This is a genomic window from Tautonia plasticadhaerens (assembly GCF_007752535.1).
GTDB lineage: Bacteria > Planctomycetota > Planctomycetia > Isosphaerales > Isosphaeraceae > Tautonia > Tautonia plasticadhaerens.
This window is the reverse complement of record NZ_CP036426.1, coordinates 7457798-7472155: the sequence shown is the minus strand read 5'-3', so window position 1 is coordinate 7472155 and position 14358 is coordinate 7457798. Positions and strand designations below refer to the sequence as shown.

At 72.3% G+C, this 14358-nt stretch carries 7 protein-coding genes; 3 read left to right on the top strand and 4 right to left on the bottom strand.

Going from position 1 to position 14358, the window contains the following annotated elements:
• Positions 1–28 precede the first annotated feature (28 nt).
• Positions 29–1351, bottom strand: coding sequence for a cobyrinic acid a,c-diamide synthase (locus ElP_RS29795; RefSeq protein WP_231749313.1), 1323 nt, complete (start codon positions 1349–1351; stop codon positions 29–31).
• A gap of 271 nt (positions 1352–1622) precedes the next feature.
• Positions 1623–3308, bottom strand: coding sequence for a D-alanyl-D-alanine carboxypeptidase/D-alanyl-D-alanine endopeptidase (gene dacB / locus ElP_RS29790; RefSeq protein WP_197446487.1), 1686 nt, complete (start codon positions 3306–3308; stop codon positions 1623–1625).
• 352 nt (positions 3309–3660) lie between these two features.
• On the opposite strand from dacB, the gene ElP_RS29785 reads away from it, so the two are divergent.
• Positions 3661–5142 (top strand): NADP-dependent isocitrate dehydrogenase, encoded by a 1482-nt coding sequence (locus ElP_RS29785; protein ID WP_145276442.1) that lies wholly within the window; start codon positions 3661–3663, stop codon positions 5140–5142.
• A gap of 183 nt (positions 5143–5325) precedes the next feature.
• On the opposite strand, the gene ElP_RS29780 is transcribed toward ElP_RS29785, so the two are convergent.
• Together ElP_RS29780 and ElP_RS29775 are read right to left on the bottom strand one after the other, a co-directional pair.
• Positions 5326–8163 (bottom strand): FG-GAP repeat domain-containing protein, encoded by a 2838-nt coding sequence (locus ElP_RS29780; protein ID WP_197446486.1) that lies wholly within the window; start codon positions 8161–8163, stop codon positions 5326–5328.
• Positions 8164–8702: 539 nt separating this feature from the next.
• Entirely contained in the window at positions 8703–12083 is a 3381-nt protein-coding gene (locus tag ElP_RS29775) for a PVC-type heme-binding CxxCH protein (protein WP_145276439.1), read from the bottom strand.
• A gap of 268 nt (positions 12084–12351) precedes the next feature.
• Here ElP_RS29775 and ElP_RS29770 point away from each other — a divergent pair, with 268 nt between their 5' ends.
• Positions 12352–12753, top strand: coding sequence for a response regulator transcription factor (locus tag ElP_RS29770; RefSeq protein ID WP_145276437.1), 402 nt, complete (start codon positions 12352–12354; stop codon positions 12751–12753).
• A gap of 368 nt (positions 12754–13121) precedes the next feature.
• Positions 13122–14309: an NAD-dependent epimerase/dehydratase family protein gene (locus tag ElP_RS29765; RefSeq protein WP_145276435.1), complete on the top strand. Its 1188-nt coding sequence runs from the start codon at positions 13122–13124 to the stop codon at positions 14307–14309.
• Positions 14310–14358: the final 49 nt, after the last annotated feature.

Here is a 14358-nt window from a genome sequence, read left to right as displayed (position 1 = left end):
ACGACTCGGGCGAGTCGGATCGGGGCCGTCAGCGTCCGCCGATCGTCGGCGAGGCGAACCCGCGGCGGCCGAGGCCGGCGAGGGAGGAGACGACCTGGGGCAGGGCGGCCAAGTGCAGGTGGATCAGGCTGCCGACGGCATTGCGACGGTAGGCCACGTCCCGCTCGGCGGTCAGGTAGCCGGACTGGGCCGGGCAGTCCCCGGGTTCGGGGGCGGGCCGCAGGTGCCAACGGTTGGAGTGGTAGCCTCGGACCACCGTGCCCCCGGGCCCGAGGAGCCCCGACCGACAGAGGGTCCGGTAGACGGGTGCCGGCGGCTCGGGGTCGGGCCGGAGCGCCGCGTCGAACGGGAAGAGGCCGACGCCGGGCACGTCCCGGTCTCCCAGCTTCATGAAGCGGCCGAGATAGGCACAGCCGCCCCCCTCGGCGTAGAGCGGCTTCCCCCGGCAGACCCAGGACCGCAGCGCGGCGATCAGGCAGGCGTTGGCCGACAGTTCCTCGGCGAAGCGATCGGGGAAGCCGCAGCCGATCATGACCAGGTCGACCCCCGGCGGCAGGTCGCCGTCGGACAGGGGAGAGAACTCGACCAACTCGGCGCCGAGCGTCTCGAGCAGCTCCAGCGTATCGGGGAAGTAGTCGCCGAAGGCGTCGTCGTGGGCGTAGGCGACCTTGAACGGCAGGCCGATGGGCGGCAGTGCGGCCGGGTCCGACGGCGGCATGGGACGGCTGGACGCCAGCTCGAGCATCGCGTCGAGGTCGGAGAAGCGGCCGAGGCTCCTCGCGAGGGCCGAGGCCAGCCGGGGGTCGAGTGCCTGGTCCCGACGGGCCACCCGCAGCGCCTCCCGGGCCGAAGGCAGGGCCTCCAGGGCGCCGAGCACCGGGCGATCGAGCACCAGCTCGACCATCCTCCGCATCGAGGCGAACTCGCGGCGGTCCTCCAGGCCGTCCAGCACGATCCCGTCCACCCCCCGGACCAGGTGAGGCAGGTGGAACGCGTCGAGCCGGTCGCAGGGGACGGCCGCGATGATCGGCGCGTCGATCGCGTCGGCCAGCGGCAGCAACGCCCCGGGCCGACCGCAGGTGGAGACGCAGAGATCCTCGTAGCTCGGCCCGCCGGCCGGGGCCGGGATCTCCTCGATGGCCCCCTCGACGACCGCCAGGTCCGCCGACCGGGCGCCCCGATCGAAGACCGACCGGCACACCTCCGGCGTCATCAGCCAGGCGTCCAAATGCCGGCCCGGCAGGCCGGTCAGGCCACCGATCGCCCGGGTGCCGATCGGGCAGGCCCAGGACCGGAAGTGCTGGACCCGCACCCCCTTCTCGGCCATCGCGGCGAGCAAGGCGATCCCCACGGGGGCCGGGTCCGGTCCGGAACCGGGGATTGCCAGGGCCAGCCGAGCCGTGGGTGGACTCATCGTGCATGCGCACCGGGGACGCCGACCGGTTCGGACGCCCGCTCGATCGGACGCCCCCCGGATCGGACACGGGCCTTGTTATCGTCAGGACAGGGTCGATCCACCAGAAGATGGCCGGGGCCCCTCAGCGGGGTGCCCGATCACTCAAAATGATAGGGGGTTCTCATACCCGGTCAAGACGGCGGCCTCGACCCAATTTTTCGCGCAATCACTCATCGGTCGCGTTCGGGCCCGCCGGGGGAGGCACCTGGGGGGCGGGGGCGGGGGGGACGGGCGGGACGGAGGCGGAGGGGGAACCCGGGGATTGGTCGGCGTAGAAGGCCTCGCAGAGTGCCCCCAGGAGCCGGGCCGACGACAGGCCGGTGACGCCCCGGTCGGCGGCGCCGGTGCTGGGGACGAGGTTGACGAAGTAGGCGAAGGCGAGGTCGCGGCCCGAGGCCGTCTCCATGTAGCCGGCCAGCGACTTGCAGAGCAGCACCGGCCTGCCGGTCGTCGCGTCCACCGACCAGGACGTGCCGGAGTGGGCCCGGGCGTGACCCCGGGCGGGGCTGTCGGCGGCGACCACGTCGAGCGTCGTCCCCTCCCGGCCGATCACGGGCAAGGCGGCCTCGAAGGCCGGGCCCCCGGGGCGGGTGTCCATGGCGCGGAGCAGGGCGACGACGGCCCGGGGGGAGACGAGGTCGGACCGGTGCGTCCCGGCGCCGTCGGCCAGGCTGATCCCGCCGGCGGGCAAGCCGAGCCGCTCGTGGATCGCCCCCTGGCGTCGGAGCCCTTCGGCCAGGGATCGCTGCCCCTCGGCGGCGGCCAGCAGCAGGGGGAGCGACCCCGCGTGCAGGTGGTGGCCGACCTTGAGGATCATCCGGACGTACTCCCGGAGCGGGGGGGAGGTGTATTGCGCCACCCTCGGCAACTGGGCCACCACCGGGGAGGACGGCAGGCGATCCCCGGGGTTCTCCCCCAGCGGGGAGGCGTCGACCCGGACCCCCCGGGCCCGGAGTTGCTCGACGAACAGGGCCCGGGCGAAGTCCCCCGGCTGCTCGACCTCGTAGACCCGGACCACCGGCGGGTGGCCCACCGGGATCTGTCCCCGGACCGAGAACCGCCGGGTCCCCTCACGGACCACCTCGATCCGGGGCGGCTGCCCCTCGGGCACGGTCTCGACCCGTGACTCGGCGGCGTAGAAGTCCGAGGGCGGCACGGTGACCACCCCGGCCGGCTTGCCCGGCTCGGCGGCGGGGGTGACGACCACGTCGACGAGGTTGTCGTTCACCGCGATCGGCACGATCCGGGAGGGCACGGCCCCCTCGACCGGCGTCGGCTCGAAGAGTCGGTCGTCGACGATCACCTCGCCGGAGACGGCCGAGATGCCGGCGGCCTTGACCTCGCGGGCCAGGTGGTCCAGGCCGGCCAGCGGGTCGGCCTCGACGAGTGCGGCCCCCTGGGTCGAGCCGGCCCGGGTGTGGTCGACGTCCCGGTAGAGCAGCGAGCCGTCCTTGGGGCTGGTCCGGCCGCCGAGGCTGGGGTCCCCGACGGCGACCAGGATGAGGTCGCCGTCGAGGGTGCCGCCCGGCCCCACCTCCCCCCGGCGGTGGACGGGGGTCTGGAATCGGTGGTCGACCCCCAATGCCTCCAGGGCCGAGGCGGCGGGGAAGAGCTGGGCGACCTCGGCGGGGATGAACAGGCGATCGGCCTCGTGCTCGAAGAGGACCTCGCCCGAACTCCGATCGACGACGAGGACGCCCCAGTGCCCGGCCTCGAAGCCGGGGGTCGCGATGATCTCCGCGACCCGGTCGGCGATCGGTCCCGACGACCCGTCGTCCCCCGCCCAGGCCGGGATCGACGCCGCCAGGAGCCAGCCGATGCAGGACCCGCACGCCCCGACCTTGCGTCGCATGTCGCCCCCTCCCCTGGTCGTCGATCGGAGCCCGGCGAGGTCCCCCCATCCCCGGCGGCCTCGGCCCCATCTTACCCGCGACGCCCGGATGGGGGAGCCCGATCCGGCCCGATTTCGACCGGGACCGCGGCCGGGAGGCCGGCCCATCCCGCGACCGGCACCCACGGGTCGCATCGGACCGGCGGGGCCGATCGACGCGGGCCGGCCGGGTGGGCCGCTTGACCGGGGTGGGATTTTTCCGATAGAAGTGACTCGAATTCGAGGCCGTCCGGCCGGCGACGCCCCCGTGAGGGCGGGGGCCGGGGGCGGCGGACGTCTGGATCGAGCGCGATCGATCGGGAGGATGGACGAGATGGCGACCACCGGGGCAGGAGCGACGCCGATCACCGTGGCCCACGGAGACGGGATCGGGCCCGAGATCATGGAGGCGACGCTGGCGATCCTGCAGGAGGCCGGCGCCCGGCTGGAGATCGAGACGATCCAGATCGGCGAGGCGGTCTACAAGTCCGGCCACACGTCCGGCATCACCCCCGACGCCTGGGATTCCCTCCGGCGCACCAAGGTCTTCCTCAAGGCCCCCATCACCACCCCCCAGGGCGGCGGCTTCAAGAGCCTCAACGTCACCGTCCGCAAGACCCTGGGCCTGTACGCCAACATCCGCCCCTGCGTCGCCTACGCGCCGTACGTGCGGACCAAGCACCCGGGGATGGACGTGGTCATCGTCCGGGAGAATGAGGAGGATCTCTACGCCGGGATCGAGCATCGCCAGACCGACCAGGTGATGCAGTGCCTCAAGCTCATCAGCCGACCCGGCTGCGAGAAGATCGTCCGCTACGCGTTCGATTACGCGGTGAAGAACAACCGGAAGAAGGTCACCTGCTTCACCAAAGACAACATCATGAAGCTGACCGACGGGCTGTTCCACAAGGTCTTCGACGAGATCGCGGCGGAATATCCGTCCATCGAGAACGAGCACTGGATCATCGACATCGGCGCCGCCAAGATGGCCGACACGCCCGGCGCCTTCGACGTGATCGTCATGCCGAACCTCTACGGCGACGTGCTCTCCGACGTGGCCGCCCAGATCGCCGGCTCGGTCGGCCTGGCCGGCTCGGCGAACATCGGCGACCACTGCGCCATGTTCGAGGCGATCCACGGCTCCGCCCCCCGCCGCGCCGGCCAGAACCTCGCCAACCCGTCGGGCCTGTTCCTCGGCAGCGTCCTGATGCTCGTCCACATCGGCGAGGTCGAGGCCGCCGAGCGGGCCCACAACGCCTGGCTGAAGACCCTCGAGGACGGCATCCACACGTACGACATCTTCGACGAGAAGGTCAGCAAGCAGAAGGTCGGTACCCGGGAGTTCGCCCAGGCCGTGATCGCCCGGCTCGGCCAGAAGCCCGAGCAGCTGAAGGCCGTCTCCTATTCCGGCGACGTCCCCGAGGCCGGCCGGGCGACGGCGAAAGGGGCCGGGGCGGCGACCGCCGCCAGGAAGTCGAAGAAGGAACTCGTGGGCGTCGACGTGTTCTTCGACTGGTCGTCCGGCTCCCCCGACGACCTCGGCTCGGCGCTCGCCCCGCTGGCGGGCCCGGACCTCACGCTGAAGATGATCAGCAACCGCGGACTGAAGGTCTGGCCGGACGGCCTGCCCGAGACCTTCTGCTCCGACCACTGGCGTTGCCGCTTCCAGGACGCCGAGGGGGGCGCCCCCATCACCCACCGACAGGTGGTCGACCTGCTCGGCCGGATCGAGGCCGCCGGCCTCGACTTCATCAAGACCGAGCACCTCTGCAACTTCGACGGCGAGCCGGGCTTCTCCCTCGACCAGGGGCAGTGATCCCGGCAACCTGAGCCACCGCTCCGCGCTCGACGGGCCGGGGGGACGACCGTCCCCCCGGCCCGTCGAGCGCGCCCAGGCACCCGTCGGCGGCGGGGGGCGGGTGATGGTGGGCCGATGCCGGGCGCGGGACCCCGACCCTCCTCCACCGTCCCTCGCCCGCCGTCCGGCGACGGGTGCTCGTCAGTTTCGGACGCCCGTGCTCCGATAGAGGCCCCGGACGTACGACGAGCGGTAGAAATACGTCGGAGAGCCGAGGATCGTGGCCAGGGTGTCGGCCATCGTCGCGCCCGACTGCCGGGCGGAGACGAGCGACCGGATCAGCGCCGGATCCGGATTGTTGGCGGCGGTGCCGGGCGGCGCGTCGATCGGGATCCGGAGCACCCCCTTGCCCTCCTCGGGCAGGAAGCGGAAGAGCAGCTCGACGACGTCCTTCTCGTAGAACGGGGCGCTGAAGACCAGGTTCCGGATCATGCCCTCCCGGGTCAGTCGGCCGCCGTTGAGCGCGGCGACCTGCTCGTTCAGGACCGATGCGGGCAGCGGGTCGACCCCGTACAGGTCGAGGAAGGCGAGCCGGACGAACCCCGGGTTGTCCCCCCCGGCCCGGGCGAAATACTCGGGGGAGGACGCCAGGGAGATGATCAGCTCCTCCCGGCTCGCGTAGTTGGAGAGCGAGGCGACGGTCGCCGGGTCGGCCTCCCGCCCGAGCAGGGACCGGACCTGCTCCCGGACGAACTGGGCCCGGGCCCCCGCGCCGTCGATGACCGTCGGGAAGAAGGCCGTCGGCGAGGTCCGGCCGTAGGTGAACTCCCGGATCCAGAAGCCGACCTCCGAGGGCGACGGTACTCGCTGCTCCAGGTCGCTGAGGACCGACCGGACCACCCCGGCGATCGGCGTCGCCCGCTCGTACCGCCCCCCGGTGGCGATGAGCGTGGCCTTCATCCGCTCCTCCTTGATCGCCCCGTTGCGGTCCAGCACCACGGAGGCGATGGCGGCGTCGTCGAAGGGGGCGTCCGGGAACTCGGTCCGGTAGGCGATGACGGTCGGCGCCGCGATGTCCAGCAGCACGAATTCCTCGGAGAGCAGCAGCAAGCGGGCGATCTCCGGCATCGGCACGATCCCCGACCGGATCACCGGCTCCAGGATCGCCACCTCGCCGGCCGTGATCGGCCGGCGGAGGATCGTCTCGTAGAACCGTCCCAGCACGCCCGGGATCGTGCCGTCGGTCCTGGCCAGGGACTCGTCGGATAGCACCAGTTGCCGGGCCAGATCCACGGCCCGGCCCGCCTCGAGCTGCTGCTGGCCGGCGGCGACCTCGGCCTCGGTCGGGGGGCGCTGGAGGTAGCTCTGGTAGAGCTGGCGGATGACCACCGTCCTCGCCTCGGGGGTCAGGGCGACGGTCTCGGCGAAGACCTTCGGCGACCACTCGTTGGCCATCATCATGCCGGAGAAGACGCGGATGTCGTTGTCGGTCGCCTCCCGTCCCAGCAAGGCCCGGAAGGAGGCCCGGACGTACTTGGCGAGGAACGCCGGGCTCTGAGTGACCGGCGTCGAATCGGCCGTCCTGCGGTGCATCGGCCAGGGGGGCGTCAGCGGGCTCTCCGGCAGCTCGTAGGCCCCCACCCCCCGGGGCGGGTTGGGCACGCCCAGGGCGTTGGTGGCGATGACCAGCTCCAGGCCGCCCGAGCCGTCGACCTGGCCGACCGCCGCGGCGTTGACGAAGCCGTCGGGCGTGCCGCCCGGGGCCGTCGGCGCCGGGAGCCTCCAGAGCTCGTCGCCCGAGGCATCCAGGGCGAACAGCGTCTGTCGGGCCGAGACGATCAGGTCGGGCGAGCCGTCGCCGTCGGCGTCGGCGATGATCGGCGAGGTGTAGGTGTCGTTGGTCCCCGCGATCGGCGGCAGCAGTTGCCGGCCGCCGTCGAACCCGGGCATCGGCCGGCCGTCGCCGCGGACCACGTGGAGGTACCCGGCCAGGTCCATGGCCGCCACCTCCAGCATGCCGTCGCCGTCCAGGTCGGCCACGGCGGGGGAGCTGTAGACCTGCCGGTTGGCCGAGGGGTCGGCGGTCGTCCGGTAGGGCCAGCCGGGCACGACCTGGCCCTGGTGGTCGTAGGCGAGGATCTGGTTCGCCGCCAGCCGGGCCTCCGCCCGACGCTCGGGGGATGCGGTCGGGTCGGTGAGCGAGAAGTTCAGGCCCGTGCCCACCACCATCTCGAGGAACCCGTCGCCGGTGAGGTCCGCCAGCACCGGGGAGGACCAGATCACCTCGCCGGTCGGGATCCGGGACTTGGTCGCCCCGTTGGCGTTGAGGATCGTGACGAAGCCCCCGGCGTGGAAGTAGATGCTCTCGCTGGAGTCGGCGCCGAAGACGACCTCGGGGGAGCCGTCGCGGTCGATGTCGCCGATCGCGGCGCCGGACTGGACCGAGTCGTCATTCTCGTACAGCCAGAGGACCGAGCCGTCCTGCCGGAAGGCGTGGACCGAGCCGTTGAACGAGGTGACGACGATCTCGTCGATGCCGTCGCCGGTCAGGTCTCCCGCGGCGAGCGGGCCGACCACGCCGCCGACGCCGGTCCCCCGGGGCCAGCCCGGTAGCACCTGGCCGCTGACGGCGTCCCAGGCGAAGACCCGGCCGTCCTCCAACGGGGCGGGGGAGGCGAACTCGTCCCGGCCGAGCCCGGCGACGATCATCTTCGACCCGTCGGGCCGCCGCACCACCACCGGCGTCGATTTGAAGTTGGCTTCGGCCCCCGTCTCGTACCGCCGGAACTCCCGGAGTTGCCCGTCGGCCCCGGCCGAATAGGCCACCAGCCGTCCCCCGGCCGCGGCGGTGAGGATCTCCTCCGTCCCGTCGCCGTCCAGGTCGGCGAGCACGGGAGAACCGATGAACGTCGTGTTCCTCCAGGCCCCCCCCTGCGGCAGCTCCAGCGGGGTGCCCGGGAGCGGCCGGGGCGCGCTCATCACGACGCGGTCCTCCAGCGACTCGACGGAAAGGCAGCGTCGCCGCGTCTTCGGCAGCATGGGTCGTCCTCGCATGGGGTCGGGATGGGTCCGCAATGTCGAGGGGAGCTCGCCGAGGGCGACGGAGACGCCGCTCACACTCCCATTCCCGATCGGGGCCGAGTCGGCAGCATCGGCACGGTCCCCAGTCCGCCGGTCGCCCTGGGCCCGAATCGTCAAACTCTAGTCCCCGATCGCCGTCCGGGCAACCGGATCGGACCGGCCATGCCACCGCGTCCGATCAGCCCGGCGTCGTGCCGATGCTGCGGGCCGGGCGGATCGAGGGCAGGTATGCCCCCCTGACCTCGACGACGCGGGCGGCCTCCGGGTCGTGAGCCGACACGTCCCCGATTCGGGGCGGGAGACCCGGCCGTGCAGGTCCTGCTCACCCCGCATCAGACGAGGGGCGACGCATGGCCGGGTCATCGGGTACTCCGTCTCGGGCGATCCTGCCGGTCCGGCCCCCGTCATCGGCCCGATCGCCCCGGACGGGGAGGGCCTCGCCCCCTCCCCGCCCCATCGACCGACTCTTCGACGCCTGGACCGCGACCTCCGGGCCGTTACCGGCCGTGGCCGCCCCGACGGGACTCGCCCTTGCGTGTGGCGAGGTACTCCACCAGGTCGCGCAGGTCACGCCTGGACAGGTGCGTGATCAGGTCGGCGGGCATGGCCGAGACCCCCCGTCGAGATTCCTCGATGTCGGACTTGGCGACCGTGGTCACCTTCCCCTCGGCGTCCATCAGGGCGAGGGCGTCCCCCGTGTCCTCCTTGACGATCCCGGTGAGCACCTGGCCGTCTCCGGTGGCGACCACCAGGGTCTCGAACCCCTCGGCGATCTCGGCGTCCGGCGCCACGATCGACCGCAGCAGGTAGGACCGGTCCCTCGTCTTCCCGATTTCGGAGAGCGCTGGGCCGACCTCGCCCCCCTGGCCGTCGACCTGGTGGCAGCGCTGGCACTGGGCCTCGGTCCGCTCGAAGAAGATCCGGCGTCCCCTCCGGACGTCCCCGCCTTCGAGGGCCTCCAGGTAGGCGGCCAGGGGGTCGCCCGGGGGCCGGGAGGCCTCGTACCGGGCGAGCTTCTGCCGGACCTCGGCCGCCGATCGCTCGCCCGCGGCCTCGATCAGGTCCAGCCGGATCTCCATCGGGACCTCGCCGGCGAGGAGCGCGTCGAGCTGCGCGGCGAGGACGCGGTCGGCCTGATCCGATTCCATCCCGCCCAGGGTCGATAGCGCACCCTGGCGCTCCGGGGTCGTCCCGCCCCGGAGCACGGCGTCGAGGATCGGCAACGCCTCCTCCGGGTCGAGGTTCGAGAGCAGCCGGAGCCCCTCGGTGCGGACCATCGCCTCGGGGTCGGTCGTCGACCGCCGGGCGACCTCGGCCAGCCGGGCGTCCCCGATCGCCTCCAGGGCCCGGATCGCCGCGACCCGGGCCTCGGCCCCGAGCCCGCCGTCGGAGGACAGCTCGAACAGGGCGGGGCCGGCGTCCTCCAGCTTCAGCGCGCCGACCGCCCTGGCCGCCGCCAGCCGGACCCGATCCGGCGCCTCCGACAGCAGGTCGGCGACGACCGGCCGGAGGGCCTCGGCCGCCGCGTCGGCCGGCCGGCTCGGCACCGGCCGCCAGAGGCCGACGATCCGGTCCCGGCCGCTCGGCTCGGCCCAATCGGCCAGGATGGCCAGTGCCTCGGCCCGGATCTCCTCCGGCATCCCCTCGGCCGCCGCGACCCGGGCCACCGCCCCGGCCGCCTCCGGCCCGCCGACCCTGAGGTTCGCGTTCAAGACCCGGCGGATCAGGGGGGCGGGCATCCCGGCGGCCACGTCGAGCGTGGCGAGCTTGGCGGTCGCCCCGCCGATCTCCGCGTCATTGATCGCCCGGGCCGCTTCGAGGACGAGCCTCGGCTCCGGGTCGTCCAGGAACCGGGCGACCTCCGGGTCCTTGTTGCGGCGGTAGGCGAGCAGGGTCGCCAGCCGGACCGCCTCCGAGTCGTCCCCGGCCAGCCGATCCAGGTCCCCGTTGCTCGCGGCCCCGAGCAGGCCCATCACCCCGGCGTGGCGGAGGTAGGGGTCGGCGTCGGCGTTTCGTCGGATCATTTCGGCGACCGGCCCGATGGCCTTCCCGTCGCCGAGCTTCCCCAGGGCGATCGCGGCGTACATCCGGACCCGAGGGGCCGGGTCGTCGAGCCGGCCGATCAGGGCGTCGACGGCGAAGTCCGCCCGGCCGTCGCCGAGGACCCGGGCGGCCTGGCCCCTGACGTGCTCCGAGGGATCCTTCAGCCGGTCGACGACGCTCGACAGCGCCTGCGGCATCCCCCGGCCGATTTGCCCGAGCGCCCAGACGGCATGCAGGCGGGCCATCTCATTGTCCGACTCACTCGCCGAGATCAGCGACCCGAGCGACCGGGCCCCCCGGTCGGCCAGCGCGAACTGCGACCGCTGCCGGATCCGCTGATCGGCGTGCCCGAGCAGCCCGACCAGTTCGTCGATCGGACGCTGGTCGAACCCCCCTCCCAGCAGTCGGGCGACCTCGGCGACCGTCGGGTCGTCCGACTCGCTCGGGGTCAGGTGATAGATGCGCCCCTTGGTCGGCTTGTCCCAGCCCTCGACCCAATCGCTGACGAACAGCCCGCCGGAGGGGGGGAAGTCGACGTCGGTGGCGAGGATCGACCAGAAGAACTGGTGCTCGTCGACCGGCCGGAAGCTGGCGCCGTCCGGCTCGACGGCGAACGACCGGATGCCGCTGTTGCCGGCGGTCCCGCGGAAGTCTGCGAGGAAGAAATGGTCGTCGTAGCGACCCGGCATCGCCGCTCCGCCGGGGTTGTAGGAGAGGCCGGAGGGGCCGTCGCTGAGGTTGGCCAGCGGGGGGAGCAGGTAGGCGGCGTCGTTCCCCTCGGACTCGGGCTTCCAGAGGTTCTCGGCGTTCCATGCCCCCCGGGCGACGGGCTCGGTGAGGTACTGCCAGCCCATGTGCCAGCCGGAGTCGCCCCCCTCGACGAGGTCGATCAGCCGCGCGCGGTCGCCGCCGTCGCTGTTGTTGTCGACGGTGAACAGGTTGCCGAAGCGGTCGAACGCGAGTTCCTGGGGGTTGCGGAGTCCGGAGGCGAAGACCTCCAGGTTCGAGCCGTCGGGGTCGCACCGGAGCACGGAGCCGGTGTGCGGGATCGCCAGCCGGTCGCCCTCCGTCGTCTCGACGTTGAACCCGCGGTCGCCGATCGAGAAGTAGAGCTTGCCGTCGGGGCCGAAGATCAGGCCGTGCAGGTCGTGGCCGAGGAAGCCGACGTGGACGCCGTAGCCGGAGTGCAGCGCCCGCCTCTCGTCGGCCACCCGGTCGCCGTCGGTGTCCCTGAGCAGCCAGAGGTCGGGGATGCAGGCGTACCAGACGTCCTCCCCACGGGCGAGCACCCCCGCGCCGATGCCGGCGGCCACGTCGTCGAACCCTGAGGCGAAGACGGTGGCCTCGTCGGCGGTCCCGTCGCCGTCGGCGTCGACCAGCAGTCGGAGGCGGTCGGGGGCGACGCCGTAGTCCCGGAAGGTGGGGTCGTCGAAGTGCTTCCGATACATGGCGACGCGGTCCTCGACCGAGGTCGAGGCCAGGTCGTCGTCGAGCCAGTACATATGACCGCGGGTGTCGGTCACCCCCTGGCCGTGGCGGAAGGTCTCGGCGACATACACTCGGCCGCGGTCGTCGACCGCGAAGGCGACGGGGTTGGCCAGCATCGGCTCGGCGGCCCAGGGGCGGACCGAGAACCCGTCGGGGATCCGGAAGCCGGCGATCGCTTGACTCGGCTCGTCGGAGGCGGGGGAGATCTGCGGCTCGAACCGATCGGGGTCGGCATCGGCATCGGGGTCGGCGGCGAGGGCCGACGCCCGGGGGCCGATCAGGGCGAGGAGGCCGAGGAGCCACAGGCCGAGGGACGGGGCCCGGGACGGGGTCGGGGCTCGGTGCATGGGATGGTTCGCCTCGCTGGCTCGGCTCGGCCCCCGGTCGGCCGCCGAGTCGGGCCGGCACGATCCTCCCCGGGGACCCTCGCCGAACCGATACGGGAGGGGAGGGCGGCTGGATGGGACGATTGTATCGGGCCGCCCGGGCCGATCCCACCCCCCCGTCGACCTTGCCCACCGCCGACCGGACCGTCTATCATGGGGGCCAATGCTCGCCCGCCCACTCCCCCCCACCCGGCGGGCCGACCGCCCCCCCGACGGAGCCCGATCGACGATGCCCGCCACCGCCCACAAGACCATCCTCCTGGTGGACGACGACCCCGAGATCATCGACTCGATGCGGACGGTCCTCGAGGGCAAGGGCTACCGGGTGCTCGTCGCCCGGGACGGCAACGCCGGTCTCGCCGCAGCCGAGCGCGAGGAACCCGACCTGATCATCCTCGACATGATGATGCCGCGCAAGAGCGGCTTCCTCGTGCTGGAGAAGCTCCGGACCCGCCCCGAGGGGCTGATCCCCACCATCATGATCACCGGCAACGAGGGCAGCCGCCACCGCGCCTACGCCGAGTTCCTGGGCGTGAAGGACTACATCCGGAAGCCCTTCGCGATGGAGAAGCTGCTCCGAGCCGTCGACGCGGTCCTCCAGGGGGGCGGTCAGGCCCAATCCAAGGCCTGAGGCCGGGCCTCGGGGCCACGCCCGACGCCCTTGCGCGACCGCCCCGACCGGCCGTCCGACCCCCCGCCCCCCACTCATCCCCTTGCAAAGGCTCGACCCAGGCCCTTACGATATCGGGCCATACGGCGGCGAGCCGGACGACCCCGGGCCGCCGGCGTGGTTCGGCTCGATCGGTCGCCGCCCCCGGCCCGCCAATGGTCGCGGGCCCGGGATCGGGCACCCCGGGCGGGGACGCCTTCCCGCCGCACCGCACTCATCCGGACCTGTTCCCGACACCACGACCCGCCCCCTCCCCGTCCTCGGGCGATCCGTCCCGATCGAAGCGTCACGGCGACGCGGGGGCCGTCCATCGAGAGCGAGCGAGATTCATGCGCGTCATCGTCACCGGCGGAGACGGCTACTGCGGCTGGGCCACGGCGCTGCACCTGGCCAACCGAGGCCACGACGTCGCCATCCTCGACAACCTCGTCCGCCGCAGCTGGGACAACCAGCTCCGCATCGAGACCCTGACGCCCATCGCCCCCATCCAGCGCCGCCTGGAGCGCTGGGAACAGCTCACCGGCAAGCCCATCGAGCTGATGGTCGGCGATTGCTGCGACTACCCGTTCCTCTCCGAATCGATCCGCCGCTTCCATCCCGAGGCGATCGTCCACTTCGGCGAGCAGCGCTCGGCCCCCTTCTCGATGATCAGCCGGGAGCGGGCCGTCGAGACCCAGGTCAACAACGTCGTCGGCAACCTGAACATCCTCTTCGCGATGCGCGACCTCGTGCCGGATTGCCACCTCGTGAAGCTCGGCACGATGGGCGAGTACGGCACGCCGAACATCGACATCGAGGAGGGCTACATCACCATCGAGCACAACGGCCGCAAGGACACCCTCCCGTATCCCAAGCAGCCGGGCTCGTTCTACCACCTGAGCAAGGTCCACGATACCCACAACATCCACTTCGCCTGCCGGATCTGGGGCCTGAGGGCGACCGACCTGAACCAGGGCGTCGTCTACGGCGTGATCACCGAAGAGACCGAGATGGACGAGCTGCTCATCAACCGGCTCGACTACGACGGCGTCTTCGGCACCGCCCTGAACCGCTTCTGCATCCAGGCGGCCGTCGGCCACCCGCTGACCGTCTACGGCAAGGGCGGCCAGACCCGCGGCTTCCTCGACATCCGGGACACCGTCCGCTGCATCGAGATCGCCTGCAACAACCCGGCCGACTCCGGCGAGTTCCGCGTCTACAACCAGTTCACCGAGCAGTTCTCCGTCTCCCAGCTCGCCGAGAAGGTCAAGGAAGCCGGCTCTAAGATGGGCCTCGACGTGACGATCGAGCACGTCGACAACCCCCGGGTCGAGCGCGAGGAGCACTACTACAACGCCAAGAACACCAAGCTCCTGGATCTCGGCCTCCAGCCGCACTACCTGTCCGACTCGCTGCTCGACTCGCTCCTGAACGTCGCCGTCAAGTACCGCGACCGGGTCGACATGAAGGAGATTCTCCCCCGGGTGACCTGGAAGAAGGGGGCCGTTGAGGAGGCCGCGGGCGTCAAGGTCGGCTGAGGGCCAGGCCACGGCAGGGGCCGATCGACCGGGGCCCGCCGTCACCCGA